Source organism: Paraburkholderia sp. D1E (genome assembly GCF_052682275.1).
Genome location: NZ_JBQYMB010000001.1, coordinates 5,097,430 through 5,123,037, shown reverse-complemented (window position 1 = coordinate 5,123,037; position 25,608 = coordinate 5,097,430). Strand labels below are relative to the sequence as shown.

Below are 25,608 nucleotides of genomic sequence, written 5' to 3'. Positions count from 1 at the left end.
AAGGAGGAGGTGGAGGAGACAGCGGAGGTTGCAGAACTGCTGCAACCGATGGGATCGATTATATGAGGCAGCCTTGTGCGATGCAAGAACATTTGCATTGTGAAATATGACTTCACAATGTGACAGATACGTCCGCAGGCCGAAAAACGCTGAATTCCTTTTAAAATCAATAGCAAAAACCATTTCAGGCGACTGCCTAAGCAGACATCAGCTCAAGTAAAACCCCTAAACCCGTCAGGGCATTCCCGAACCGGCAAAACATGCCGCATCGCAACACGCAAGCAGTCATTGAGCATAAATTTTGGCGAAAGTCCCTTCGGGCGGACACGCAAACACCGGGCTACAATGCCGTTTCGATATAAGCGCAGCGCGGTGGAGCACAGCATGGAATGCAAAGTGAGCTGGATGGGGCAAGACGGGATGGCATTTGCGGCCGAAACGGGCAGCGGTCATCTGGTCACGATGGACGGCGCGCCGGAAGGCGGCGGCCGTAATCTTTCGCCGCGTCCGATGGAAATGGTTCTGCTCGGCACGGGCGGCTGCACGGCGTACGACGTCGTGATGATCCTGAAGAAGAGCCGCCAGGAAATCGCCGGTTGCTCGGTGACGCTAAAGGCCGAACGCGCCAGCGAAGATCCGAAGGTGTTCACCAAAGTCCACTTCCACTTCACCGTGACGGGCAAGAATCTGAACCCGGCTACAGTGGAACGCGCGATCAATCTGTCGCACGACAAATACTGCTCGGCGTCGATCATGATCGCAAAGACGGCCGAACTCACGCACTCGTTCGACATCGTCGCGGGTTGAGCACGGCGCTTCGGCGCAGGTAACTCAAAGCGCGGGTCAAAGTAAAAATGCCGGCGTCCACACGGACGCCGGCATTTTTTATTGGGTGGCAAAGCAGGCCGATAAGCCGGATTCTGTGCACGCGCCACGTCCGAAAACGCGGCGCGTGTAGCAGTCATTCCTCTAGGCGCGCCATTACTGACGCGCTCAAGCTTCCTACCCGCAGACGTGACGGGGGCCCCGTCCTGCATCTCGAAGATGCTAGCCTGCCTACTTGGAATTGCTCCGGGTGGAGGTTACCGTGCCGGTCTGCCTTGCAGCAGCCGCGGTGCGCTCTTACCGCACCGTTTCACCCTTACCTGATCCCGGCTTGCGCCGGGCCATCGGCGGTTTGCTTTCTGTTGCCCTGTTCCGCGTGTCACCACGGATGGCCGTTAGCCATCACCCTGCCCTATGGAGTCCGGACTTTCCTCGCCCTCTTTGGCCGAAGCCGCAGAGGCCGCGACTGCCTGGCCTGCTTTGCTGGGGCGCATTTTAACACTGTGACGGATAGGGAGTGGCTTTGACGGCTGGAATAGTCCGATGGCCATCTATCACGTTCAACCCCGTCGACGCTTCGGTCCGAGCCGCGCCTACGTTGGGCAATCGCTTAAGCCAGGCGAACTGGTTCACGTGAACCGCCGACCTTTAGCGCGAACGCCGCCCCGTGCGAAATACGGACGTGTCGCCGTAAAACAGAGGCGATTCGTTCCCGGCGCACCAGCCCGGAATCCCCAGTACGGGCAGCGGAGCAAACATGCGGCTCGTCAATGCATCGGTATTCAGTAGTGCCGCGCTGACAGACTCGTCCAGCCATGCGTCTCGTGCCGCGGCGCCCCAGCCGAAGTATTCGGATGGCACGTCGACAATCCACGCGTGACCCGTGCAGGCCTTGAACGGCGCGATCAGCTTTTCCAGCAGCGCGTGACCTAAACAGCGCACTTCACAGCGCATCCCCCAGGCATCACGGTTAGCAACCAGCAGCGTCTGCCAGTCAAACCCGCGCAAGGCCACGCTCAACGCCGGGTCAGCGCAGGCAAACAGCAGCGCGTTTTCGTCGAACAAGGTCAACGCGTCACGCACACCGCCGCGGGTTGGACCGACGCCTAATAAGTCGATCGCCGTTGACTGCCGCGCATTCAACGCCGCCTTGATACGCGGAAACGCAAACCACATCGACCCGTTGAAGAAGTCATGCAGGTTGTGGCGCGTCGGCACGCAGCCCGTCGCCGCGATGTGCGCCTCGTAAGCCGCGCCCGGCGGCAGATCGTCCTGCGCAATGAACGCGAGTCTCTGACCGCGCCCCGTGACTTGCCGCGTCTCGCCGGCATCGGCATTCATTTCTGCGAGCAAGGCCGCGTAGCTCGTCAGCGAGCCCTGCTGCCAGCGCTCGCCGCGCGCCGCAAACGGCGCGAACCACGGCTTCGACCAGTCGATATCGGCGAAACCCAAGCCTGGGACCACACGCGCCGCCTCTTGCACCTGCATCTAGCGCAACCTTAGACGAGCCGCCAACCAATCGACTCGCCGCCACGCAGCGGCACAACAGGCGTGTCGCCGACAGGCAATTCAGCCGGCAGCGTCCATTCTTCACGGCGCAGCGTGACCGTCTCTGCGCTGCGCGGCAGACCGTAGAAGTCTGCGCCGAAGAAGCTGGCGAAGCCTTCGAGCTTGTCCAGCGCACCGGCTTTGTCGAACGCTTCCGTATAGAGCTCGAGTGCATGCAGCGCCGTGTAGCAACCCGCGCAACCGCACGCGTGTTCCTTCAAGCCCTTCGGATGCGGCGCGCTATCCGTGCCGAGGAAGAAGCGCGGATTACCCGAGGTCGCCGCCTCGACCAGCGCCACGCGATGCGTCTCGCGCTTCAACACCGGCAGGCAGTAGTAATGCGGGCGAATGCCGCCCTGGAAAATTGCGTTGCGGTTGTACAGCAGATGGTGCGCGGTAATCGTCGCACCCAGCAGCCCCGGCGCCACGCCGGCATCGCGGATGTAGTCGACGGCATCTTTCGTGGTGATGTGCTCGAACACCACCTTCAGCGCCGGAAATTCGCGGCGCAGCGGCGTCATCACGCGGTCGATGAACACTTTCTCGCGGTCGAACAGATCGATCGACGAATCCGTCACTTCGCCGTGCACCAGCAGCGGCATGCCGGTTTCCTGCATCACTTCGAGCGTTTTAGCGCACTTCATGATGTCCGTGACGCCCGCGTCCGAGTTAGTGGTAGCGCCCGCCGGGTACAGCTTCACGCCATGCACGAAGCCGCTTTCGCGCGCGCGGCGGATTTCGTCGGGCGGCGTGTTGTCGGTCAGGTACAGCGTCATCAGCGGTTCGAACTTCGCCCCGGCCGGGATCGCGGCGACGATGCGTTCTCGGTACGCCTCTGCCATCGCGGTCGTGGTGACCGGCGGCTTCAGGTTAGGCATGATGATCGCGCGGCCGAACTGGCGCGCGGTATCCGGCAACACGGCAGCGAGCATCTCGCCGTCGCGAACGTGCAGGTGCCAGTCGTCCGGGCGGGCGAGCGTAACGGTGTCGATGGAATCGAGGGAGGCGTTGGAAGCGGTCATGGCGAGAGGGGAACGAGATTCGGCGATAAAAGCGTGGCCGACGTGGGCACACTCCGGCAATTCGTGCCGTTGCGGCCTGAACACACGTCAATTTTGCTATTTGGCGCTTCTGGCTCGGTGATATGCTTGGAAAATCATCATTGTAACGGCTCGCCCCGTTCACAGGCTTACCCGCAACATGTGCCAACTTCTCGGAATGAACTGCGCCGCGCCGACGGACGTCACGTTCTCGTTCACCGGCTTTGCGGCGCGCGGCGGCGTCACCGATCACCACGCGGACGGCTGGGGCATCGCCTTCTTCGAAGACAAAGCCTGCCGCCTGTTCATCGACCATCAATCGTCGGCCACCTCGCCGATCGCCGAGATGGTCAAGCGCTACCCGATCAAATCGAAGAACACGATCGCGCATATTCGCAAGGCGACGCAAGGGCACATTCTGCTCGAAAACTGCCATCCGTTCATGCGCGAACTGTGGGGGCGTCACTGGATCTTTGCGCACAACGGCGACCTGAAAGATTATTCGCCGGCACTAAACGGTGTCTATCAACCGGTCGGCACAACCGATAGCGAGCTCGCCTTCTGCGCGCTGCTGCAAGGCTTGCGCAAGGCTTTCCCGGGCTGCCAGCCACCGCTGGAAGAACTGTTCGCGGCGCTCGAAACCCTCACGCGCGAGATCACGCAGTTCGGCGTTTTCAATTTCCTGATGTCGAATGGCCAGGCGCTATTCGCGCATTGCTCGACACATCTGCACTACATCGTGCGGCGCTGGCCGTTCTCGACCGCCCATCTGGTCGATGCGGATGTATCGATCGATTTCGCCAAATACACAACGCCGGAAGACCGCGTCGCCGTGATCGCGACTAAACCGCTCACCGATAACGAAATCTGGACCGCCTTCCAGCCAGGCGATCTGATGATGTTCCAGCATGGCGAAGTCATCGGCCGTGTCAACGTGCCCGTGCCGGCTTCGGTGCTGGAGAAGCTGCGCAATCCGGAGTTGGATGCATCGGCTTCGGCAACCACGATTGCGGCCTCGGTTGAGGCGGTGACCACGGCCGAGGTCGACCTCGAAGCGGCTGACGACGCCGCTGCGTTCGAATCCTGACCTGCGAATGCGCTCGCTAACATCGGAACACCGGCCTTATGCCTGCGTTCACACACGCATGGTTTCTTAACCCGCATCCGCGTTCACGCACGGCAGAACGACCAGCCCGTGCGCACCTCGCGCGCACCAGAACGTCAGAAACAAAAAAGCCGCTTCTTCCGAAGCGGCTTTTTTTCTGCGCCGGCCACGCCACATAAGCAGCGTGACCCGATAAAAACCTCAGTGCAGGATCTTCGCCAGAAAATCCTTCGCACGATCCGACTTCGGATTCGCGAAGAAGTCTTCCTTGCGGTCGTCTTCCACGATCAAGCCCTTGTCCATGAAGATCACGCGGTGCGCGACCTTCTTGGCAAAGCCCATTTCGTGCGTGACGCACATCATCGTCATGCCTTCCTGCGCGAGTTCGACCATCACGTCGAGCACTTCGTTGATCATTTCCGGATCGAGCGCGGAAGTCGGCTCGTCGAACAGCATCGCAATCGGGTCCATGGACAGCGCGCGCGCAATCGCCACACGCTGCTGCTGACCACCCGACAATTGTCCCGGAAACTTATCCGCGTGCGCACGCAGACCGACGCGATCGAGCAGCTTGTAGCCCTTGGTCGTGGCTTCGTCCTTCGAGCGGCCGAGCACCTTGATCTGCGCGAGCGTCAGGTTCTGCACGATCGACAGATGCGGGAACAGCTCGAAATGCTGGAACACCATGCCGACCTTCGCACGCAGCTTCGACAGATTGGTTTTCTTGTCGGTCAGCGATTGGCCGTTGATGACGATCTCGCCCTTCTGGAACGGCTCGAGGCCGTTGACGGTTTTGATCAGCGTGGACTTGCCCGAGCCCGATGGGCCGCACACCACCACCACTTCACCTTTTTTGACTTCCGTCGTGCAGTCGGTCAGCACTTGAAACTGGCCGTACCACTTCGAAACATTCTTGATAGAGATCATCTTGCGACCTTTTTCTGAAGACCTTTGACGAGGCTCGACGCGATCACACAGACCACGAAATAACACGCGCCCGCGAACAGTACCATCTCGACATTCGTGCCGTCACGGTCGCCAATATTCGTGGCGGTGCGGAAGAAGTCAGCGAGGCTGATCACGTAGACGAGCGACGTATCCTGAAACAGCACGATACCTTGCGTAAGCAGCAGCGGCACCATCGCGCGAAACGCCTGCGGCAGCACGATAAGGCGCATTGCCTGCGGGTAGCTCATGCCGAGCGCGAACGCGGCATTGACCTGGCCACGCGGCACGGCCTGAATGCCGGCGCGGATGATCTCCGAATAGTACGCTGCCTCGAACAGCGAGAAAGCGACCATCGCCGAAGCCAGCCGGATGTCGATATCCGGCGACAAACCCAGCACGTTTTGCAGCACCTGCGGCACGATCAGGAAAAACCACAGCAGCACCATCACCAGCGGGATCGAACGGAACACCGTGACATACGCCTTCGCGAACCATTCGAACGGCTTGATCGGCGAGAGCCGCATCATCGCGAGAATCGTGCCCCAGACGATGCCGATCACGATCGCAAGCAGCGTGATCTTGATGGTGACGATAGCGCCGGTCCACAACGTAGGCAGTGCGCCCGGAATACCGCTCCAGTCGAAATGATGCATCACTTACCTCCGATATAGCCGGGCAACCGGGTTTTGGCTTCGACCCAGCGCATCAGTTGCATCACGACCAGATTGATCAGCACATACGCCAGCGTGACCGCGATAAACGACTCATACGTCTGCGACGTGTAGTCGACCAGTTGGCGCGCCTGGGCGGACAAATCCAGCAGACCGATCGTCGACGCGACCGCCGAGTTCTTGAAGATATTCAGAAACTCGGACGTGAGCGGCGGCACGATGATCCGGTACGCAACCGGCAGCAGCACGTAACGATACGTCTGCCATTGCGTGAACCCCATTGCCAGACCCGCGGCGCGCTGGCCGCGTGGTAACGCGTTGATGCCCGAGCGCACCTGCTCGCACACGCGCGCGGCGGTGAAGAGCCCAAGACACACGATCGACGACGAAAAGAACTGCGCGCCAGGCGGCAGTTGCTTGTACCAGTTACCGATCGACGCAGGCAGCAACTCCGGTATCACCAGATACCAGATGAAGAACTGCACGATCAGCGGGATGTTGCGGAAAATCGCGACATAGAGCGTGCCGATGCCCGACGCCCATTTGTTCGGCACCGTGCGCAGCACACCGAAAAACGAACCGACGATCAGCGCGATCACCCATGCCGACAGCGACACGGTAATCGTCACCCAGAAGCCGGACATCAGCCAGCCCAGATAGGTAGTCGGCTCGCCGGTGGAGACCGGACTCAGCAGAATGCCCCAGTTCCAGTGATATGACATGACCAAGACTCCAGCAAAAAGAAACGGAAGAAGCGCGTGGCCCCTTCCGTTTCGTTCAGCGTTTCAAAAAAACAGCTAAGGTTTAATCGATTGCCTTGTCATTCGGGCTCTTGTAGAGCGCCTTGATGTCGTCGCTTTCCGGGAAGTTCAGGTTCAGGCCCTTCGGCGGAATCGGCGATTCGAACCACTTCTTGTAGATCTGATCGGCTTCGCCCGAGGTTTCGACCTTCGCGATCGCGTCGTCCACCACCTTCTTGAACTCCGGATCGTTCTTGCGAATCATGCAGCCGTACGCTTCATGCGATTGCGGCGCGCCGACGATCACGAAGTCGCCCGGGTTGTTCGACTTGGCGCGCTCGCCTGCCAGCAGCGCGTCGTCCATCATGAACGCAGCAGCACGGCCGGTGGAGAGCGTCAGGAACGACTCGCCATGGTCCTTCGCGCTGATGATGTTCATACCCATGCTCTTGTCCTGATTCATCTTGCGAAGCAGGCGCTCAGAGGTGGTGCCGGCCGTCGTGACGACGGTCTTGCCCTTCAGGTCCGCGAAGTCCTTGATGCCCGAGTCTTTCTTGGTCATCAGACGCGTGCCGATCACGAAGATCGTGTTCGAGAACGCGGCCTGTTGCTGGCGCTCGGCGTTATTGGTGGTCGAGCCGCATTCCATGTCGACGGTGCCGTTTTGCACCAGCGGAATACGGTTTTGCGACGTGACAGGCGTCAGCTTGACCTTCAGGTTAGGCATGTTCAGCTTCTGCTTGACCGCCTCAACCACCTTCAGCGCGAATTCCTGCGAGTAGCCGATGACATTCTGCTTGTCGTCGTAGTACGAAAACGGGATCGACGATTCGCGGTGTCCCAGCGAAATGACGCCCGTATCTTTGATCTTTTTCAGCGTACCAGCGTCTTGCGCATGCGCGCCAACCGTAAACAGTCCGAGAGTCGCGAGCAGCAGCGCAGCTTTTTTAACCTTCATGTGTGATCTCCTTGGCAAGAACCGGCGCCAGTTTAGCAAAGTAATTATTCTGAAAGTATTGCTATAAACCATGTTTGTTGCGTCTGTGCCGCTACGGGATTACGGCGCCTTATCCGGCAATCCCGCCGAGGCAGACACGCAAAGGCGGGCGGCATCGATACGATGCCGCCCGCCGGGTAAAACACGCGGTCTTTTGAACCACGTCAAAGCAAGGATTGACAGCGGGTCCGAGATGGCGGCCCCGCCGTTTCACGCAGAACGATCAGGGATACAGCCCGCGCAGTTCGCGCGCTTCGAGAATCCGCTTACACGCGACGATAAACGCCGCGGTCCGCACGGACACCTTCTGTTCGCTCGACACTTGCCACACTGCGGCAAATGCTTCGCGCATTACGCGCTCGAGACGCTGGTTGATCTCGTCTTCGGTCCAGAAGAAGCTCGAGAAGTCCTGCACCCACTCGAAGTACGAGACGGTCACGCCACCGGCGTTGGCCACCACGTCCGGAATCACGAGGATGCCGCGGTCGTGCAGAATATCGTCCGCCGCCGTGGTGGTCGGGCCGTTGGCGCCTTCCACGACGATCTTCGTCTTGATCTTGCCGGCGTTCTTTTCGGTGATCTGGTTTTCCAGCGCAGCCGGAATCAGGATGTCCGATTCGACCGTCCAGAATTCTTCGTTCGTGACCGCGTCGGCTTCGGGGAAACCGCCCACACCGCCGGTCCTCGCGACATGCTCGAGCAGCGCGTTGGCGTCGATACCGGTCGACTTGTACAGCGAACCGGTGTGATCCTGCACCGCGACCACTTTCGCGCCCGCTTCCTGGAACAGACGTGCAGCGATACCGCCCACGTTACCGAAGCCTTGAACAGCAATACGCGCGCCTTCGATGTCAAAGCCGATGCGGCGTGCCGCTTCGCTGCCGACCACGAACACGCCACGGCCCGTCGCTTCACGACGGCCCAGCGAACCGCCGAGCGTGATCGGCTTGCCGGTCACGACGCCCGTAGCCGTTTGGCCCTGGTTCATCGAGTACGTGTCCATCATCCACGCCATGATCTGCTCGTTCGTGTTCACGTCCGGCGCGGGAATGTCGGTATTCGGTCCAATAATGATGCCGATTTCGCTGGTGTAGCGGCGCGTCATACGCTCCAGCTCACCACGCGACAGCGTACGCGGGTCGACACGGATACCACCCTTCGCGCCGCCGTACGGCACGTTCACAGCAGCGTTCTTCACCGACATCCACGCGGACAGCGCCATCACTTCCGACAATGTCACGTCCTGGTGATAACGCACGCCGCCCTTACCCGGGCCACGCGACACGTTGTGCTGCACGCGATAGCCTTCGAAGTGCGCGACCGTGCCGTTATCGAGTTCGATAGGCACATCGACGATCAGAATGCGCTTCGGGCGCTTGAGGGTTTCGAGCCAGCGGGACAGGGAGCCGAGGTACGGCGCGACGCGGTCGACCTGACGCAGGTAGTTGCCCCAGGGGCCGAGGTCTTCGCTATTGAGGTAGGAGGGAACCGAATGCAACGATGATGCGGATTGTGCGACTTGCTGCTGGGAAGACATGAACGCTCCGGCGTTGATCGAATAGCAGCATTGTCGAAAAACGCCGTTTTGAAATCCAATGCCGTTTCCTTATCCGATTATGTTTTTTCTGCATAACCATCAAGAAGCTGCAAATTCGCGTCGTAGGCAAGCAGGTTTCAGGCAGCGTCCGCGCCCTGCGCCAGTTCCTCCGACACCACGTCCCACAACTGCCGCACGAGTATCTGCCGCGCATCGTCGCTCTTTGCCGCAAGCTTGTCGCGATAGAGGCGGATCTCCATGGTCAGCGTAAGCTGCCCTTCGGGCGTGCCGCGGGTTGCACGATCGAGACGGATCAGCTTGCCGTCGGCGACCGCGTCTTCCACCGCGCTGTACGGCAGGAAGGCGATCCCATGGCCGGCCAGCGCCATCGCCTTGAGCCCTTCGGCCATGTCGGTCTCGTAGAGGCGGTCGAGATACAGGCGTTCCGGGGCATTGGCGAGAATCACTTCGGTCATGCGCCCCAGGTACGCGTTCGGCGTGTAGGTCAGATAGGGCGTGGGTGCCTCGGCCGTGCCCGGCAGCGTATGCCGGGGCCGCCCGGCGCGGCCCGGCGCCGAGAACGGACTGATCGGCTCGTTGCCGAGCGTGAGCATGTCGTAGCGCGCCGGATCGAGCGCGATGGGATGGCTCGGATGGTGATACCCCATCATCAGATCGCAACCGCCTTCCACCAGCGCCAAAGCCGCATCGTGCACGTTCAAAGCCCGCAGCCGGGTGTGGATCGGGCCCATCTGCGCTTCGATGCGCTGCAGCCAGCGCGGGAAGTACGTCAGCGACAGCGTGTGCGGCACCGCGAACTCGATGGTCGCCTGCGGCGTTGCCGTGTGCCCGCGCAGCAGAGCACGCGCCTCGTGGAACTGCGACAGCATCGCGAGCGCCTGCTCGTAGAACACCTGGCCTGCCGCCGTCAGCCGCGTCGGATAAACCGAACGGTCGATCAGTTCCGTGCCGAGCCACGCCTCCAGCGCCTGAATCCGCCGCGAAAACGCCGGCTGCGTGACATGACGCAATTCGGCCGAGCGGCTGAAACTACGCGTTTCCGCGAGCGAAACGAAGTCTTCGAGCCATTTCAGTTCCATGCGGAGCCTGCTGCCAGCGGGAGAGAGAAGTCAGCATTCTAGCGGCGCGGCTGCCTTACGGGATTGCCCGGCGGATTACCACCCGCGTCGCCACCTGCTTTGCGGCGCCGCACGGACGCGCCCGATGTGCGGACTTCATGTGCCGGCCCGGTTCATTGCCAGATCGCGGCCCACTTCGGGCCAAAAGGCGCACAGTGGTAAAATTCGCGGTTCCCTCCGTTCCCGAACTGGTCATTGCGCGCTGATTGAGCGCTCAACGCCCCAATTCACCCCAACTCGCGCCCCCATCATGTCCGACACCCGCCCCGACACCCTGTTCGCGCTGAACGCGCTCTCCCCGCTCGACGGCCGCTACGCCTCGAAAACCGAAGCTCTGCGCGACTGGCTCTCGGAAGCCGCTTTCATGCGCAATCGCGTGACGGTTGAAATCCATTGGCTGATCGCACTGTCGCAAGCCGGTTTCGCGGAAGTGCCGCGCTTTTCCGAAGCCGCCGAACAATTCCTGCTGCAACTGGCCGAGCGCTTCACCGCGCACGACGCCGCGCGCATCAAGGAAATCGAGCGTGTGACGAATCACGACGTGAAAGCGGTCGAGTACTGGCTGAAGGAGTCGGTCAAGGGTCAGGAGGAACTGGAACGCGCAAGCGAGTTCATTCACTTCGCCTGCACGTCAGAAGACATCAACAACACGTCGCACGGCCTGATGCTCGCCGGCACACGTGAACACGTGATCTTGCCGGCACTGCGCTCGGTGCATCAGCGCCTCGTTGCGCTGGCTCACGCGCAAGCCGAACAGCCGATGCTGTCGCGCACGCACGGCCAGCCGGCCAGCCCCACCACGCTCGGCAAGGAAATCGCCAACGTCGCCGCGCGTCTGGAACGCGCGATCGATCGTGTCGCGAAGGTCGAGCTGCTGGGCAAGATGAACGGCGCGGTCGGCAACTTCAATGCGCACCTGTCTGCGTATCCGGAATTCGACTGGGAAGCATTTTCGCGTGAAGTGGTCGAGCAACGTCTGAAGCTCACGTTCAATCCGTACACGATCCAGATCGAACCGCACGACTACATGGCTGAACTGTTCGACGCCGTGTCGCGCGCGAACATCATCCTGCTGGATCTGGACCGCGACGTGTGGGGCTACATCTCGGTCGGTTACTTCAAGCAGCGCACCAAGGCCGGTGAAATCGGTTCGTCGACGATGCCGCACAAGGTCAATCCGATCGACTTCGAAAATTCGGAAGGCAATCTCGGTCTGGCAAACGCAACCCTGCGCCACCTGGCCGACAAGCTGCCGATTTCGCGCTGGCAGCGCGACCTGACCGACTCGACGGTGCTGCGCAATATCGGCGTCGCGTTCGGCTACTCGCTGCTCGCATACGACTCGCTGATCCGCGGCCTCGACAAGCTCGAAGTGAACGCGCAGCGTCTGAACGAAGACCTCGACAACTGCTGGGAAGTGCTGGCCGAGCCGGTGCAAACAGTGATGCGCCGTTACGGCATCGAGAACCCGTATGAGCAGTTGAAGGAACTGACACGCGGCAAGGGCATTACGCGCGAAGCACTGCAAACGTTCGTGAGCGGCCTGGCGATTCCGCAAGATGCGAAGGATCGTTTGCTTGCCATGACACCGGGTTCGTATATCGGTAAGGCTGTCGAACTGGCGAAGCGGATCGCTTAAGCTTCAGTCATTGCCTCGTTTCTTGAGGCACAAAAAAGCCGCTTCGAACGTTCCGAAGCGGCTTTTTTTATCCTGCGACCTGCGTGGCTAAGCGAGCCTGAAACCTCAGCGCACCGCCATCTGCTTCAACACTTCGTCGACGATTTCTTCCGGCGACAATTCGATGCTTACCGTGATCGCTTCGTCCAGACCCGGCTCTTCGAGCGTATCGAGCTGGCTTTGCAGCAGCGACGGGTCGAAGAAGTGACCGGTGCGCGTGGTCAGCCGCTCGCGCAGCACCTCAAACGAACCCTTCAGATAGACGAAGCACACGCCCTTATCACCGTTGCTACCGCCGCGCAGAACATCGCGGTACGAACGCTTCAGCGACGAGCACGTGAACACCGCCTTCTCGGCCGCCCTCTGCTTCTCTTCGATCGCCACACGGATGGTTTGCAACCACGGCCAACGATCTTCGTCGGTAAGCGGAATGCCTTTGTGCATTTTCTCTTTGTTGGCAGCGCTGTGAAACGCGTCGCCGTCGGTAAATGCGCAGTGCAGGCGTTCCGCCAGCATTTCGCCAATCCTCGTTTTGCCGGCGCCCGACACGCCCATTGCGATCAAAATCATCAAAGACTCCTTACACGACCGTCGCGAGCGCGAAAGTCAAACCCAAGCCCATCAGCGAAATGATGGTTTCGAGGAGCGACCATGTCTTGAAGGTCTGCCCCACCGTCATACCGAAGTATTCCTTGACCAGCCAGAAACCGCCGTCGTTCACATGCGAGAAAATCAGGGAACCCGAGCCGGTGGCGAGCACCAGCAATTCCGGCGTGACCTGCACCCCGCTAGCCGAGGCAATCGGCGCGACGATACCGCAGGCGGTGGTCATTGCGACCGTCGCCGAACCCGTGGCCAGACGAATCAGCGCGGCCACGAGCCAGCCGAACAACAGCGGCGACAGGTGCATGGCCGTTGCCACACCGACGATTTCCTTCGAGATACCGCTGTCCATCAGCACGCGCCCGAAACCGCCGCCCGCGCCCACGATCAGCGTGATGCCCGCGATCGGCGCCAGACAGTCACCGCAGAACTTCTGGATCTGCTCACGATTAAAGCCGCGGCTCGCGCCGAAGGTCCAGAAACTGACCAGCACGGCGATCAACAGTGCGACGTCAGAGTTGCCGACGAAACGCAGGAGATCGTTCGGCAGGGTCTTCGGCGTAAATACGAGGTCGGCCCAACTGCCGATCAGCATCAGAATCACCGGCAGCAGAATCGTGAACAGCGTGATACCGAAGCTCGGCAGTTCGCGCTTTTCCTTTTTCTCGTCAGCAGCGCCGAGGAACTGCGCCGCGAGCGGATTGTTCTGCGGCAGCTTGATGTAGCGGCTGATCAACAGCGCGAACAGCGGACCGGCAACGATCGCCGTCGGCACACCCACGATCAGCCCGTAAGCAATCGTCTTGCCGATGTCGGCGTGATACGCCTGCACCGCGAGCATCGCGGCCGGATGCGGCGGAATCAAACCGTGCACGACAGACAGACCCGCGATCATCGGCAAGCCGATCAGCAGCAACGACTTGTTAGTGCGTTTGGCGACGTTGAATGCGATCGGAATCAGCAGCACGAAACCGACTTCAAAAAACACCGGCAAGCCGACGATGATCGCCACAACCATCATGGCCCAGTGAATGTGCTTCTCGCCGAACTTGTCGATCAGCGTGGTGGCGATGCGCTCCGCGCCGCCCGATTCGGCCATCATCTTGCCGAGCATGGTGCCAAGGCCGACCACAATCGCAATGTGGCCGAGCGTATTGCCGTTGCCGGTTTCGAACGATTTGACGATCGTGCCGATCGGCATGCCGGATACGAGACCCAGCAGCAGCGAAACGATGATCAGGACGAGGAACGGATAAACCTTGTAGCGAGTGATCAGCAGGATCAGAAGTGCGATGGCGATCACCGCGAAGACCAGCAGCGTGCTGCCGTGGACAGCTTCCATGAAGCTCCTCCTTTGCGTTATTGATGTCGGTGCGAAACACGGCTGGCACCTTGTCTCATGGCGACCTGAAGCGGTGCCAAAAAACCCGGCAAGCCGCGCGGACGCTGAATTTTACTGTTTGTTGTCTTTAAAAGCGCGCGAATCCGGCGCGCATATCGCCAAAGAGCCTCGCCGCGACAACCTGACAGGCTGTTTCGACGAGGCTCCTTGGCGTAGGACCTTGCTAACGGACTAAAATGCGGGCCGCTTCAACTCAATGAGCAGGCGCGGCCAACTGGCTGGCAGCACGCGCCAGACGCGTGACTTCGTCCCAGTTTTGCGCGGCGAGCGCGGCTTTCGGCGTCAACCACGAGCCGCCCACGCACACCACGTTCGGTAGCGACAGGAAATGCGTTGCCGTTTCAGCCGTGATGCCGCCTGTCGGGCAGAACTTCAGCGTCGGGAACGGGCCATGGAAAGCTTGCAGCATCGGCACGCCGCCGGCCTGTTGCGCCGGGAAAAACTTTACGATCTCGTAGCCGAGTTCCAGTGCGGTGATGATGTCGGTCGGCGTCATGACGCCCGGCAGCAGCGGCAAGCCCGCATCTTGCGCGGCCTTGTGCATGTCCCGCGTCAGGCCAGGTGACACGCCGAACTGAGCGCCCGCCTTCTTCGCCTGAGCGCAATGCTCTGGTTTCGTGATCGTGCCGACGCCCACCACGATGTCTTCGGCCAACTGACTCGCGCGTTCGATCGCTTCCAGACCGGCTGCCGTGCGCAGCGTGATTTCCAGCACCTTCACGCCACCCGCGTGCAGTGCGCGCGACACGTGTTCCCCCTGCTCGACCGAGTCGAACGCGAGCACCGGAATCACCGGGCCGAGGCGCACGATATCGCTTACTGTTTTCGCTGTCATAGTCAGACTCCTTGTTTCTGCAGCGTTTAGCTGGCTTGAGTGGTGCTTGTGTGTTCTTCTGCGTGCGCTTTGACCCGCTTACCGTGTTGCGCCGCGTGCTCGCCCACCATCGGACCGAACACCGAGGCGCCCTGCTCCGCTGGCGCTGCTGCCGCACGGAACACGCCGAACAGTTCACGGCCGAAGCCGACTTCGTTTTCCGCCTGATGCTGCGGCAAAGCTTCCGGCCGCGCAGCCCATTCGGCCGCATCGATTTCGATGTCGAGCACGCCTGCGTCCGCATCGATCACCAGCATGTCACCGGTGCGAACCTTGCCGATCGGGCCTTGCAGCAAGGCTTCCGGCGACAGGTGAATCACCGCCGGCACCTTGCCCGACGCGCCCGACATGCGGCCGTCGGTCACCAGTGCAACGTGGAAACCTTGATCCTGCAACACACCGAGCAGCGGCGTCAAACGATGCAGCTCGGGCATGCCGTTTGCGCGCGCGCCCTGGAAGCGCACGACGGCAATGAAATCGCGCTTCAGCTCGCCGTTGTCGAACGCGGCCTGCACCGCTTCCTGCGAATCGAACACGATGGCCGGTGCCTTCACCTTGCGATGCTGCGCCGCCACCGCGGAAATCTTGATCACGCCGCGGCCGAGCTTGCCTTGCATCAGACGCAAGCCGCCATCCGGCTGGAACGGTTCCTTGATGCCGCGCAACACCGCCGTGTCTTCGCTCTTTTCCGCGCCCGGCATCCATTGCAGCTTGCCGTCGATCAGCTTGGGCTCTTCCGTGTAGTGCTTAAGGCCCTTGCCGGCGACCGTGTTCACGTCTTCATGCAGCAAGCCGCCTTCCAGCAGATTGCGGACCAGGAATGCGACGCCGCCTGCAGCGTGGAAGTGGTTTACGTCGGCCTTGCCGTTCGGGTAAATCTTGGCGAGCAACGGCACGGCTTGCGACAACGTGTCGAAGTCGTCCCAGTCGATCACGATGCCCGCCGCGCGCGCAATTGCGACCAGGTGCAACGTGTGATTGGTCGAGCCGCCCGTCGCCAGCAACGCGACGATGCCGTTGACGATCGCCTTCTCGTCGACCACATGGCCAATCGGCGTGTAATTGCCGCGGTCCACCGTCAGATCGAGCACGCGGTGCGCGGCCTGGGCGGTCAGCGCGTCGCGCAACGGCGTATGCGGATGCACGAACGCGGAACTCGGCAGATGCAGCCCCATGACCTCCATGAGCATCTGGTTGCTGTTCGCGGTGCCGTAGAACGTGCAGGTGCCTTGACTGTGGTACGCGGCGGCTTCCGCTTCGAGCAGCGCGTCGCGGCCGCACTGGCCGGTGGCGAACAGTTGGCGCGTCTTGGCTTTGTCGTCGTTCGACAGACCGCTACCCATGGGGCCGGCCGGTACGAAAATCGTCGGCAGATGGCCGAATTGCAGCGCGCCGATCAACAGGCCCGGCACGATCTTGTCACAAATACCGAGGCACAGCGCTGCGTCGAACATGTTGTGCGTGAGCGCGACCGCCGTGCTCATCGCGATCACTTCGCGCGAGAACAACGACAGTTCCATGCCCGCGTTGCCTTGCGTGACGCCGTCGCACATGGCCGGCACGCCGCCCGCGAATTGCGCGACGCCGCCGTTTTCACGCGCGGCCTCTTTTATGATATCGGGGTAGTTTTTGTACGGCGCGTGCGCGGACAGCATTTCGTTGTACGAGGACACGATGCCGATGTTCGGTTCACGGATCGCCTTGATGGCGAACTTGTCGTTGCCTTCGAGCCCAGCAAAACCATGAGCCAGATTGGCACAGGAGAGCGCGCCGCGCGCCGGGAATTTACCTTGAGCCTGGTGGATGCGGGCCAGATACGCCTCGCGTGTGGGCTTGCTGCGCTCGACCACGCGTTGCGTGACCTTCAACAATTGCGAATGCGGGGAAACCATCGGAGCTCCTTCGTCGCTGGCGTGAGGCGTGCGCGCACTATGCCAGGTAGGTATCGCGGGGATGTCGGATCAGTCGACGTCGCAATTTTAGTAGAAAAACTACACGATCGCAATAACGACTCCTGCTGCGTTGCGGCATCTCTTAACAGCCGCTTTGCCTTGCTGGCTATGCTTTGGCGACATTGATGCCAAAACCTAGGGATTACACCTAGCCACCGATATGTAGTTTTTGTAGCTTATTCAGCAATCAGATATAGTCCACACATTCTTCAGCATAGTGCGAGTTTTCCGATGATGCTGTCCCAGGTGGAAGAGATGCGCGAGCAGTTGCGCCCGTCCGAGCGCAAGCTGGCCGATTACGTGATCGAGGCGCCACGCGAGGTGCTCGATCTGTCGATGACCGAAGTGGCCGCGCGCGCCGGCGTGAGCCAGCCGACCATTGCGCGGTTTTGTCATGCGCTTGGCTTTTCTGGATTTCGCGAGTTCAAGATCCGGCTGGCGCAGGGGATCGCGGCGGAAGTGCCCGCGGTCTACCGTGACGTGCGACCGGACGAACCCACGCCGGGCGTAGCCGCAAAGGTACTTGACCGGACCATCGGGGCGCTGATCCAGGTGCGCAATAATCTTTCTTCCGACAGCGTCGCGGCGGCCATTGCGCTGCTCGCACAGGCTCGCCGAATTGAGTTCTACGGTGCGGGTGGCTCCGGAATCGCCGCGCTGGATGTGCAGCACAAGTTCTTTCGCCTCGGCATGCCGAGCGTCGCGTATTCGGACCCGCATACGTTTCTGATGTCGGCGGCCTTGCTGGGCGTTGGCGACGTGGTGGTGGCGATCTCCAATACCGGCCGTACGCGCGATATCGTCGATGCGGTGAAGTCGGCGCTCAAGGCAGGTGCAAAGGTGATCGCGATCACGCACGGCAATTCGCCATTGGCGCGGCTCGCGACCGTGGGCCTGTTCGCCAACGTCGATGAAGACACGGATATCTTTTCGCCAATGACCTCACGCGTCTCGCATCTCGCGATTGGCGACATTCTGGCGGTGGGCGTGGCGTTGAGCCGCGGGCCGGAACTGGTGGAAAAAATGGCGCAGGCGAAGGAAGTGATCACGCGCAGACGGATCGATCCTGGTACGTAGTGTGTCAGGGTGCGGGGTGCGGACTCGGCGCCTGACACCCGCCCAGACATTGCAAGTGCAAGTGCAACTGCGCTGAGCGCAGCAGGTCAGACCCGCGCGAAAAAACGGGCTCCTAAAAAGGGGAGCCCGTTGTTGTACGACTACCGGATTAAACCCGATTCACGAAAAGCGGCCCAACCGCACCGCTTCCCTCGACCTTCACATGCTTACCACTGGTACGACGCACCCGCGCCAACGGTCGTGTTGCTACCGCTGATCCCCGCACCTACCTTGACCTTCACGTTGGCCGTGATACGCGCCGACGCGCCTACTGCTGCAGCCTGATAGCCCTTGTAGGTCGCCCCGGCAACGCCGACCGCCAGCGTCTTGCCCGGATCGACTTCCGGAATCATCGTCAGCGCCGTGGCGGCTGCGACGCCGCTGTATGCGTTACGAGCGACGTCGTTGACGCCGGACTGGAACTGACGCATGTTCACGGCGTCGGTCGGCGCCTGGCCGTCCGCGACGTTCGTGATACGGCGCTCGTTGCCTTGCGAGCCCACGGACACCGTATTCGCCTGATCAGCCACCGAGCCCGAACCAATGGCAACCGAGTTGTCGCCGCTAGCCTGCGCGCCGCCGCCGATTGCGATTGCGCCACTGCCGGTCGCCGCAGCCGCTGGCGCGCCGCCCGTGTCGATCGACATGGCCGCGCTGCCCGTCTGCTGCTGGTTTTGCACCGACTGCGTCAGATCGGAGAGTTGCTGATTGGTATTCCACAACTGCGCGCCGGTCACGGCATCGGTGCTCGTTGCCGACAGATCACCGTCTTGCAGGTTGGTCAACTTGACCTTCGGCGCGTCGGCCGAGCCGCCCATCGTGACCTTGTCGTGTGCTGCAGAGTCGTACTGCACTGCATTGGCGACCGAGCCACTGATCGTGCCGACTGTCGTCTGCAGACTAGCAATATCCGATGTGTTTTGCGTCACACGGCCATCGAGATTGCCAATTGCCGCGCCGACATTGTTCACAGTCGTACCGCCCACGCTGTAACTCGGCGCCGAGACCGTGCCGTCCGCGTTGACGGTGGAACCGCCGCCAAGCGCCGCTGCCGTGCTGGCCGCGTTCGCATACAACTGCGAGCCGTTCACTGCGTCGCTGCTGGCTGCGTTCACCGCACCGCTTGCGACACCCGTTACGACGCGGTTGCCCGCGGTGCCCGCCACGCTGAGCCGCTGACCGTCGGTCGTCGCGCCGATGCGCAGATCACGCGACGCCTGGTCCTGCGTGACGATACCGATGCTGCCATTGTTGATCTGCGTTTCCAGCGACGACAGATTGGTGTCGAGCGTATCGAGCGCATCGCCAACGGTGGTCTGCGTGCCGCCCTGCATATGGTACGTCGGGCTGACGATCGAGCCGTCCGCGTTGACCTGCGCACCGCCGCCAAGCGCCGCGACGACCGGGCTCAACTGACCTAGATTGACCGCCGAGTTGCTCGTCGTGCCGGCGGCGATGCCGAGCAGTTCGCGCGCACCCGCGGTACCCGTGAAGTCGACATGCGTACCGCCCGTGCTGCTCGCCACCGTCAGGTCATACGAAGTCTGATCCTGCTGCACGAGGCCCACTGCGCCAGTGTTGAGCTGGTTGGTCAGGTCGCTTACCGAGCCTTCGATCGTCGTGAAGCGCGTGTCGAGATTCGAGATGTCGCTGGTGTTTTGGGCAATATCGCTGGTGTTCTGAGCGATCTCGCCAGCATGTTGCGCGATGTCACTGGTGTTCTGCGCAATCGCGACGGCATTCTGCTCGACCGTCTGCCTGGTCGCGTAGAGCTGCGAGCCGTTCACTGCGTCCGTGCTGGATTCCGACAATGTTCCTTCGGCCACGTTCGTGAGCGTGGTGCCCGCGGCGCCGCCGAAGCTCACCTTGTCGCGTGCTGCCGTGTCGTAGATTACCGCGCCGGCCACGCCGCCACCCAGACTCGCGATCTGCGAGTTGATCGTGCTGATGTCGCTGGCATTCTGTGCAACGGCCTGCCTCGTCACATAAAGTTGCGAACCGTTCACCGCATCGCCGCTCGACGCGTTGACCATACCGTCAGCCACGCCCGTCACCACACGGTCACCTGCCGTGCCGGCCATGTTGATCCGCAAGCCGTCGGTCGACCGGCCCACGGTGAGTTCACGCGTGGCCGGGTCCTGCTGTACGAGGCCAAGCACACCACTGTTGATCTGGTTCGACAGGTTCGTGACCGAACCCTCGACCGTCGTGACACGTGTGTCAAGGTTCGTGATGTCACCGGCGCTTTTCGCGATATCAGACGTATTCTGCGAGACGGTCTGATTCGTGTCGTACAACTGCGAACCGTTCACCGCATCCGAACTCGACGCCAATACTTCGCCCGCCGCCACGTTCGAGATCTTCGTGCCCGATGCGCCGCCCAGCGTCACCTTGTCGTGTGCCGAGGTGTCGTAGCTCACCGTGTCCGTCATCGCGCTGTTGAGCGTCCCGATATCGCTGGTGTTCTTCGCGATGTCACTCGTGTTTTGTGTGATATCGCCGGCGTTCGTCGAAATATCGCTCGTGTTCTGCGCAATCGCGGCGACATTCTGCTCGACCTTCTGGTTGGTCCTGTAGAGCTGCGCGCCATTCACTGCGTCCGTGCTGGATTCCGTCAACGCGCCCTCCGCTACGTTCGTGAGCGCCGTGCCTGATACGCCGCCCAGTGTGACCTTGCCCGCCGTCGTATCGTCATAGGCGACGAAGGCATTTGTTGCGTTGCCGCTTGTGTCGGTCTTCAGGCCCGCTGCCTGCAATTGCGCGTAGTTGACGGCATCGGTGCCTTGTGTACCCGCCGCCACATTGACGATCTGGCGCTGCATAGTGCTGGAGCCGACAGAGACGGTGTTAGCGGCGCTCGCGATTGAATTGCTGCCGAGCGCGACGGAGTTCGTGCTAGTTGCCTTTGAATAAGCACCCAAAGCAGCGCTGCCCTCACCGCTTACCGTTGAGGAACCACCCAATGCCAGCGCATTGCGTGTGGTTACAGTTGCCTGACGTCCCAGAGCAACGCTGTACTCCCCCATGGCAGACGCGGAATAGCCGATTGCCATCCCGGTGGTCGCGGTGGCGCCAGCGCCGATTGCCATCCCTCCAAAGAACCCGACACCAGTTACCGTTGCCCCCGCGCCCACAGCCATATTACCGTCGTAACCGGTGGCTTGAGCAAACTGACCAATGGCTATGCCACCGCTGTTGGTCGCCATCGATGCATTATCTGTACCGTTGTTAGATCCCTGCACTTTCACGTAGGCAGAATTGACAGCCGTGGAACCATTTGTAATTCCGAAAAGCTGTGCGCCATTCACCGCATCCGTGCTCGACGCCGACACCGCGCCCGCCGCCAGGTTTGTAATTTTCTTGCCGCCCATGTCGAGGTTGTTCAGCACGAACAAGCCACTGTTCGTGATCCTCAACTGGTCGACGCCACCCGCCCCGACATGAGCAGTGTTGGGATCGGTCACTGTGAAATACGCGCCTGGCGTTCCGCTGGCGTTATAGGAAACGATCCCTGCCTGCTGCGCGCCAGTACCGGAACTGCAGTCAGCGCTCGTCGTGACCACTGCCCCGTCGGCCGACGAGATACAGTCCGAGTTGGTCGTATCGGTGCCCAACACGCCAACCGCAAACGAGTTCGGCGTGGCCGCCGCTTCCGCCTTCACAGCCGTGCCGAATCCAACGCCCGCCGCCAGCAGCGCGGCCACCAGCGCCTTCTTCTGGCTACGGCCCGACTTGACGTGGCTCTTCGCCGTTTCAGATGCGGCGACATACGTCCCCGTCGTTTCGTTCCATACGGTTTTGTATGACTTATTCATGTTCATCCTTCTGAGGATCTGATATTGGCTCTGCTCTGCCGTCGACGTCTTAACGAAGGCATACGCACGTCAGTTGATGTCAGAAGGATGCAAACAGGCGGGTTTTGAATGAAATCATGGCACCACCCCATTTATCCCTCTGGGCTGGCAGCACTTTAAAATCGGAAATTTTAAGATTTAATAGGACTGTTCTTAAACGATAGGCTGGGCGAATCGGTTTTAATCTACAAAAATCAATCAGAATCCTACAAACAGACACGCCAAAGCCCACAGCAGCCTGCCTGCGGGACCGACAAACTCGCCGATTTACGTTCCGGCCCGCAACCAACCTGAAACTACAATTAGGAATATTCTGAACACTTCGGCCAGTCAAATAACTGTGCGAAAATGCAAGCATCGACATGGAAACGGCCATAAAAAATCGGCGATCGCCGGCAAATATCACCTGGCAAGTCGCCGATTATTGACCTACATCATCCAACAAAATCCCAGCTGCACAATTAGCCAGAATCATAAATAAATTGGACTATTCCTATTTATTTAAAACGGCTTGATAACCACCAACGCCACCGCCGCCAACATCCCGAGCACCGGCAGTTCATTGAACATCCGATACCACTTATCCGTCCGGCGGTTTTCGCCGCGCTCGAAAGTCCGCAGCAGCACGCCACAGTACGCGTGATAGATGATCAGCAACACGACCACGCCGACCTTCGCGTGAATCCAGCCCTGCCCGCGCCCGATCCCAACTCCGAGCCACAGCCACAATCCGCATGCGAGCGCCGGCACCGCGATGAAGGTCATGAAGCGAAACAGCTTGCGCGCCATGATGAGCAGCCGCGCCGTGGCGGCCGGTTCAGTCTCCATCGCCAGATTGACGAAGATGCGCGGCAGATAGAACAGGCCGGCAAACCAGGAAGCAATCAGAACGATGTGAAACGTTTTTACCCAAAGCATCAGCGATCCTTGTGCGGCTTTGTTAGTGTGGAGTTCGGCGCCTCTTGCCGGCGCCTTGGACGGAAAGCGTGTCCGTTCCCCAGTGCAGCGATTGCGGCGTAAAGGCGGCGGGCGTTATTGCCGGCCTTCGCCATGTCCCAGCACGATGTATTTCAACGAAGTCAGGCCTTCCAGGCCAACAGGCCCACGCGCGTGCAGCTTGTCGTTCGAAATGCCGATTTCCGCGCCCAGCCCGAACTCGAAACCGTCGGCGAAACGTGTCGACGCATTGACCATCACGCTTGCCGAATCGACTTCGCGCAGGAAGCGCATCGCGCGATCGTGGTCTTCAGTGACAATCGCATCCGTATGTTGCGAGCTGTAGGTGTTGATGTGCTCGATCGCCTCATCAATGCCATCGACGATCTTGATCGCCAGCACCGGCGCAAGATACTCGGTGCGCCAGTCTTCTTCGGTGGCATCGACGAGCGGGCCGACACCCGCATCGGCCAGCACCGTGCGCGCTGCGGCATCCACGCGCAGCTCGACTTCCTTATCGCGGTACAACCTGCCCAAAGGCGGCAGCACTTCAGCGGCAATTCCGCGCGCGACCAGCAGCGTTTCCATCGTGTTGCAGGTGCCGTAGCGGTGCGTCTTCGCGTTGTCGCAGACGGTCAGCGCCTTCGCAATGTCGGCGCGATCGTCGACATAAACGTGGCAGATGCCGTCGAGGTGCTTGATCATCGGCACGCGCGCTTCATTCATCAGCCGCTCGATCAGGCTCTTACCGCCGCGCGGCACGATCACGTCGACGTATTCGGTCATCGTGATCAGCTTGCCGACCGCGGCGCGATCCGCAGTGGCCACCACTTGCACCGCGTCCTGCGGCAAACCGGCCGCTTCCAGCCCTTCGCCGATCAGCTTAGCCAGCGCCGTGTTGCATTCGAGCGCTTCCGAGCCGCCACGCAGAATCGTCGCGTTGCCCGATTTGAGGCACAACGCGGCGGCGTCGATCGTCACGTTCGGACGCGATTCATAGATGATGCCGATCACGCCGAGTGGCACGCGCATCTGGCCGACCTGAATGCCGCTCGGCCGGTACTTGAGATTGCTGATCTCGCCGATCGGATCGGCCAGCGCGGCAACTTGCCGCAAACCTTCGACCATCGTCTTCAGCGCCTTGTCCGACAGCGTCAGGCGGTCGATAAACGCGGCGTCGAGCCCCTTGTCGTGCGCTCGGGCCACATCACGCGCATTGGCTTCCTTCAGCAGCGCGGCATCGCGTTCGATCGCCTCGGCAACGGCGGCGAGCGCGGCATTCTTCGCCGCCGTCGACGCCCGCGCCATCGCACGCGATGCGTGACGGGCGCGGCGGCCGAGGTCGGTCATGTACTGGTCGATATCCATGGTGAGTCTCATAGCGCCGCGCACGTCGAGGTGCGGCGGACAGGCAAAATTAGCGAAACATCAATCGATTGTAAGTCGGGTAGCGGAGCTTTGCTCGCCACCACGGCCATGCCGACGGGATCAGATCAGGCTGGCCTGCGTGCCGGCGCAACCGACCCGGCCCGAGGCCGTGGCGGCGGCACGGGCGCCACTTTCGGCGACGCCACCGACATCGCCAGTTCGAATAGCCCATCCCACGGATCGGGCGGCGGATCGTTGCGATGGTTGCCCGGCGTGCCGCCCGACAGCCCCTTCACCTGCCGATCCAGCCGCGCGGCCAAAGCAAGCGCCTTTTCCAGCGCACTCTCAGTGACGCGCGACAGCGCCGGCCCGATCAGCCGTTCACGCGGACCCCATACGCGGTTCTCGCGCACCAGCATCGCGAGCGGCTTGCCGGCCGCGACACCACGCTTGATCCGCAACAGCGTGCGCACTTCTTCGACAACGGCCCACAGCACCAGCACCGCCGCCTCGCCTTCGCCGCGCAGCCCATCGAGCATGCGCGCCAGGCGGCCGACGTCGCCCGCCAGCATCGCCTCGTTCAGCTTGAAAACGTCATAACGGGCGACGTTCAGCACAGCGTCCTGGATCTGTTCGAAGCTCAACGAACCTGCGGGATACAGCAGCCCGAGCTTCTGGATCTCCTGATGCGCCGCGAGCAGATTGCCTTCAACACGTTCTGCGATGAACGCCAGCGCGCGCCGCCCTTCTTCACCGGCAACGACCCGCTGCCCCTGAGCCGCGAGCCGTTGACCGACCCAATTCGGCAACTGCGCGCGCTCCACTGGATCGATCTTCAGCGCCACGCCGGCATCGGACAGCGCGGTGAACCACGCGGATTTTTGCGTGGCGGCATCGAGCCGCGGCAGCGTGATCATTGTCAGTACATCGTCATTCACGGCGGCGGCGAGCGCCTTCAGCGTATCCGCGCCTTCCTTGCCCGGCTTGCCCGACGGAATGCGCAACTCGACCAGTTGACGGTCGCCGAACAGCGACATCGATTGACTCGCGCCAAGCAGCGAACTCCAGTCGAAGCCACGCTCGACAGTGAACACCGAGCGATCGGTAAAACCGGCCGCACGCGCCGTCGCACGAATCCGGTCGCTCGCTTCCTGCGCGAGCAGGTGCTCGTCGCCGTACACGACGTACAGTCCGGCGAGTCCCTTGGCGAGATGCGCTTCGAGCGCGTCAAGTCGCAGTTGCATGGCTACCGATCGGCGAAGTTGAATGAAACCA

General features: G+C 61.2%; 21 protein-coding genes and 1 other RNA gene. 5 read left to right on the top strand and 17 right to left on the bottom strand.

Translation table 11 applies throughout. The features are described 5' to 3' along the window. The first annotated feature begins 384 nt into the window (after window positions 1-384). Window positions 385-807: an OsmC family protein gene (locus ACUN0E_RS22965; RefSeq protein ID WP_408231429.1), complete on the top strand. Its 423-nt coding sequence runs from the start codon at window positions 385-387 to the stop codon at window positions 805-807. 86 nt (window positions 808-893) lie between these two features. Here the strand turns inward: ACUN0E_RS22965 and rnpB are convergent. The 3 genes from rnpB to pyrC form a co-directional block, all read right to left on the bottom strand. Next, window positions 894-1,307, bottom strand: an RNA gene (rnpB, locus tag ACUN0E_RS22960) — RNase P RNA component class A. A 166-nt stretch (window positions 1,308-1,473) separates the two neighbouring features. Further along, on the bottom strand, window positions 1,474-2,313 hold the full coding sequence (locus tag ACUN0E_RS22955; protein ID WP_445568036.1) for a DUF3025 domain-containing protein: 840 nt from the start codon (window positions 2,311-2,313) through the stop codon (window positions 1,474-1,476). Window positions 2,314-2,324: 11 nt separating this feature from the next. Continuing rightward, window positions 2,325-3,395, bottom strand: a complete 1,071-nt coding sequence (gene pyrC, locus ACUN0E_RS22950) for a dihydroorotase (protein WP_445568035.1) — start codon at window positions 3,393-3,395, stop codon at window positions 2,325-2,327. 178 nt (window positions 3,396-3,573) lie between these two features. Between pyrC and ACUN0E_RS22945 the strand changes: the two genes are divergently transcribed. Then, window positions 3,574-4,500: a class II glutamine amidotransferase gene (locus ACUN0E_RS22945; RefSeq protein WP_445568034.1), complete on the top strand. Its 927-nt coding sequence runs from the start codon at window positions 3,574-3,576 to the stop codon at window positions 4,498-4,500. Between the two features lie 219 nt (window positions 4,501-4,719). Here ACUN0E_RS22945 and ACUN0E_RS22940 read toward each other — a convergent pair whose 3' ends face one another. The 6 genes from ACUN0E_RS22940 to ACUN0E_RS22915 all read right to left on the bottom strand — a co-directional run bounded on the left by ACUN0E_RS22940 (window position 4,720) and on the right by ACUN0E_RS22915 (window position 10,511). Next, window positions 4,720-5,445, bottom strand: coding sequence for an amino acid ABC transporter ATP-binding protein (locus ACUN0E_RS22940; protein WP_074282222.1), 726 nt, complete (start codon window positions 5,443-5,445; stop codon window positions 4,720-4,722). After that, a complete protein-coding gene (gene gltK / locus ACUN0E_RS22935) occupies window positions 5,442-6,119 on the bottom strand; it encodes a glutamate/aspartate ABC transporter permease GltK (protein WP_408231417.1) in 678 nt (225 codons plus the stop codon). The genes ACUN0E_RS22940 and gltK overlap by 4 nt, the downstream gene beginning before the upstream one ends. Further along, on the bottom strand, window positions 6,119-6,859 hold the full coding sequence (locus tag ACUN0E_RS22930) for an amino acid ABC transporter permease (RefSeq protein WP_408231414.1): 741 nt from the start codon (window positions 6,857-6,859) through the stop codon (window positions 6,119-6,121). Before ACUN0E_RS22930 ends, gltK begins: the two co-directional genes overlap by 1 nt. An 82-nt stretch (window positions 6,860-6,941) precedes the next feature. Next, a complete protein-coding gene (locus ACUN0E_RS22925) occupies window positions 6,942-7,835 on the bottom strand; it encodes a glutamate/aspartate ABC transporter substrate-binding protein (protein WP_445568033.1) in 894 nt (297 codons plus the stop codon). A gap of 262 nt (window positions 7,836-8,097) precedes the next feature. Continuing rightward, window positions 8,098-9,411 carry a Glu/Leu/Phe/Val family dehydrogenase gene (locus ACUN0E_RS22920; protein WP_445568032.1) on the bottom strand — a complete coding sequence of 438 codons (1,314 nt, stop codon included), beginning with the start codon at window positions 9,409-9,411 and terminating at the stop codon, window positions 8,098-8,100. Window positions 9,412-9,548: 137 nt separating this feature from the next. Then, on the bottom strand, window positions 9,549-10,511 hold the full coding sequence (locus ACUN0E_RS22915) for a LysR family transcriptional regulator (protein ID WP_408231408.1): 963 nt from the start codon (window positions 10,509-10,511) through the stop codon (window positions 9,549-9,551). A gap of 289 nt (window positions 10,512-10,800) precedes the next feature. Here ACUN0E_RS22915 and purB point away from each other — a divergent pair, with 289 nt between their 5' ends. Beyond that, a complete protein-coding gene (gene purB / locus ACUN0E_RS22910) occupies window positions 10,801-12,189 on the top strand; it encodes an adenylosuccinate lyase (protein WP_445568031.1) in 1,389 nt (462 codons plus the stop codon). 105 nt (window positions 12,190-12,294) lie between these two features. Here the strand turns inward: purB and ACUN0E_RS22905 are convergent, their stop codons facing one another. After that, entirely contained in the window at window positions 12,295-12,798 is a 504-nt protein-coding gene (locus tag ACUN0E_RS22905) for a gluconokinase (RefSeq protein WP_408392557.1), read from the bottom strand. Window positions 12,799-12,808: 10 nt separating this feature from the next. After that, a complete protein-coding gene (locus ACUN0E_RS22900; RefSeq protein ID WP_408231400.1) occupies window positions 12,809-14,173 on the bottom strand; it encodes a GntP family permease in 1,365 nt (454 codons plus the stop codon). Between ACUN0E_RS22900 and ACUN0E_RS22895 the strand changes: the two genes are divergently transcribed. Next, on the top strand, window positions 14,172-14,408 hold the full coding sequence (locus ACUN0E_RS22895; protein WP_408339468.1) for a hypothetical protein: 237 nt from the start codon (window positions 14,172-14,174) through the stop codon (window positions 14,406-14,408). The genes ACUN0E_RS22900 and ACUN0E_RS22895 overlap by 2 nt on opposite strands. Window positions 14,409-14,426: 18 nt before the next feature. Here the strand turns inward: ACUN0E_RS22895 and eda are convergent, their stop codons facing one another. Together eda and edd are read right to left on the bottom strand one after the other, a co-directional pair. After that, entirely contained in the window at window positions 14,427-15,068 is a 642-nt protein-coding gene (gene eda / locus ACUN0E_RS22890) for a bifunctional 4-hydroxy-2-oxoglutarate aldolase/2-dehydro-3-deoxy-phosphogluconate aldolase (RefSeq protein ID WP_408231394.1), read from the bottom strand. A gap of 26 nt (window positions 15,069-15,094) precedes the next feature. Further along, window positions 15,095-16,999, bottom strand: a complete 1,905-nt coding sequence (gene edd / locus ACUN0E_RS22885; protein ID WP_445568030.1) for a phosphogluconate dehydratase — start codon at window positions 16,997-16,999, stop codon at window positions 15,095-15,097. A gap of 291 nt (window positions 17,000-17,290) precedes the next feature. On the opposite strand from edd, the gene ACUN0E_RS22880 reads away from it, so the two are divergent. Next, window positions 17,291-18,136 carry a MurR/RpiR family transcriptional regulator gene (locus tag ACUN0E_RS22880; protein ID WP_445568029.1) on the top strand — a complete coding sequence of 282 codons (846 nt, stop codon included), beginning with the start codon at window positions 17,291-17,293 and terminating at the stop codon, window positions 18,134-18,136. Window positions 18,137-18,342: 206 nt separating this feature from the next. Here ACUN0E_RS22880 and ACUN0E_RS22875 read toward each other — a convergent pair whose 3' ends face one another. The 4 genes from ACUN0E_RS22875 to holA all read right to left on the bottom strand — a co-directional run bounded on the left by ACUN0E_RS22875 (window position 18,343) and on the right by holA (window position 25,577). Further along, window positions 18,343-21,990: a YadA-like family protein gene (locus ACUN0E_RS22875; RefSeq protein WP_445568028.1), complete on the bottom strand. Its 3,648-nt coding sequence runs from the start codon at window positions 21,988-21,990 to the stop codon at window positions 18,343-18,345. A gap of 540 nt (window positions 21,991-22,530) precedes the next feature. After that, on the bottom strand, window positions 22,531-22,947 hold the full coding sequence (locus ACUN0E_RS22870) for a CopD family protein (RefSeq protein WP_408231551.1): 417 nt from the start codon (window positions 22,945-22,947) through the stop codon (window positions 22,531-22,533). Between the two features lie 114 nt (window positions 22,948-23,061). After that, the gene (locus ACUN0E_RS22865) at window positions 23,062-24,333 is read right to left on the bottom strand and encodes a glutamate-5-semialdehyde dehydrogenase (protein ID WP_445568027.1); all 1,272 of its coding nucleotides are present in this window, start codon (window positions 24,331-24,333) and stop codon (window positions 23,062-23,064) included. A 125-nt stretch (window positions 24,334-24,458) separates the two neighbouring features. Further along, on the bottom strand, window positions 24,459-25,577 hold the full coding sequence (gene holA / locus ACUN0E_RS22860) for a DNA polymerase III subunit delta (protein ID WP_445568026.1): 1,119 nt from the start codon (window positions 25,575-25,577) through the stop codon (window positions 24,459-24,461). Between the last annotated feature and the right edge of the window lie 31 nt (window positions 25,578-25,608).

Excerpts from the sequence above, each read along its gene's own strand:
- pyrC (WP_445568035.1), bottom strand. The coding sequence starts at position 3,395 with ATGACCGCTTCCAACGCCTCCCTCGATTCCATCGACACCGTTACGCTC.
- ACUN0E_RS22945 (WP_445568034.1), top strand. The coding sequence starts at position 3,574 with ATGTGCCAACTTCTCGGAATGAACTGCGCCGCGCCGACGGACGTCACG.
- holA (WP_445568026.1), bottom strand. The coding sequence starts at position 25,577 with ATGCAACTGCGACTTGACGCGCTCGAAGCGCATCTCGCCAAGGGACTC.
- gltK (WP_408231417.1), bottom strand. The coding sequence starts at position 6,119 with ATGCATCATTTCGACTGGAGCGGTATTCCGGGCGCACTGCCTACGTTG.
- ACUN0E_RS22955 (WP_445568036.1), bottom strand. The coding sequence starts at position 2,313 with ATGCAGGTGCAAGAGGCGGCGCGTGTGGTCCCAGGCTTGGGTTTCGCC.
- ACUN0E_RS22870 (WP_408231551.1), bottom strand. The coding sequence starts at position 22,947 with ATGCTTTGGGTAAAAACGTTTCACATCGTTCTGATTGCTTCCTGGTTT.
- ACUN0E_RS22920 (WP_445568032.1), bottom strand. The coding sequence starts at position 9,411 with ATGTCTTCCCAGCAGCAAGTCGCACAATCCGCATCATCGTTGCATTCG.
- ACUN0E_RS22965 (WP_408231429.1), top strand. The coding sequence starts at position 385 with ATGGAATGCAAAGTGAGCTGGATGGGGCAAGACGGGATGGCATTTGCG.
- edd (WP_445568030.1), bottom strand. The coding sequence starts at position 16,999 with ATGGTTTCCCCGCATTCGCAATTGTTGAAGGTCACGCAACGCGTGGTC.
- ACUN0E_RS22915 (WP_408231408.1), bottom strand. The coding sequence starts at position 10,511 with ATGGAACTGAAATGGCTCGAAGACTTCGTTTCGCTCGCGGAAACGCGT.
- ACUN0E_RS22875 (WP_445568028.1), bottom strand. The coding sequence starts at position 21,990 with ATGAATAAGTCATACAAAACCGTATGGAACGAAACGACGGGGACGTAT.
- ACUN0E_RS22865 (WP_445568027.1), bottom strand. The coding sequence starts at position 24,333 with ATGGATATCGACCAGTACATGACCGACCTCGGCCGCCGCGCCCGTCAC.
- ACUN0E_RS22925 (WP_445568033.1), bottom strand. The coding sequence starts at position 7,835 with ATGAAGGTTAAAAAAGCTGCGCTGCTGCTCGCGACTCTCGGACTGTTT.
- ACUN0E_RS22880 (WP_445568029.1), top strand. The coding sequence starts at position 17,291 with ATGATGCTGTCCCAGGTGGAAGAGATGCGCGAGCAGTTGCGCCCGTCC.
- ACUN0E_RS22905 (WP_408392557.1), bottom strand. The coding sequence starts at position 12,798 with ATGATTTTGATCGCAATGGGCGTGTCGGGCGCCGGCAAAACGAGGATT.
- eda (WP_408231394.1), bottom strand. The coding sequence starts at position 15,068 with ATGACAGCGAAAACAGTAAGCGATATCGTGCGCCTCGGCCCGGTGATT.
- purB (WP_445568031.1), top strand. The coding sequence starts at position 10,801 with ATGTCCGACACCCGCCCCGACACCCTGTTCGCGCTGAACGCGCTCTCC.
- ACUN0E_RS22895 (WP_408339468.1), top strand. The coding sequence starts at position 14,172 with ATGAAGCTCCTCCTTTGCGTTATTGATGTCGGTGCGAAACACGGCTGG.
- ACUN0E_RS22940 (WP_074282222.1), bottom strand. The coding sequence starts at position 5,445 with ATGATCTCTATCAAGAATGTTTCGAAGTGGTACGGCCAGTTTCAAGTG.
- ACUN0E_RS22900 (WP_408231400.1), bottom strand. The coding sequence starts at position 14,173 with ATGGAAGCTGTCCACGGCAGCACGCTGCTGGTCTTCGCGGTGATCGCC.
- ACUN0E_RS22930 (WP_408231414.1), bottom strand. The coding sequence starts at position 6,859 with ATGTCATATCACTGGAACTGGGGCATTCTGCTGAGTCCGGTCTCCACC.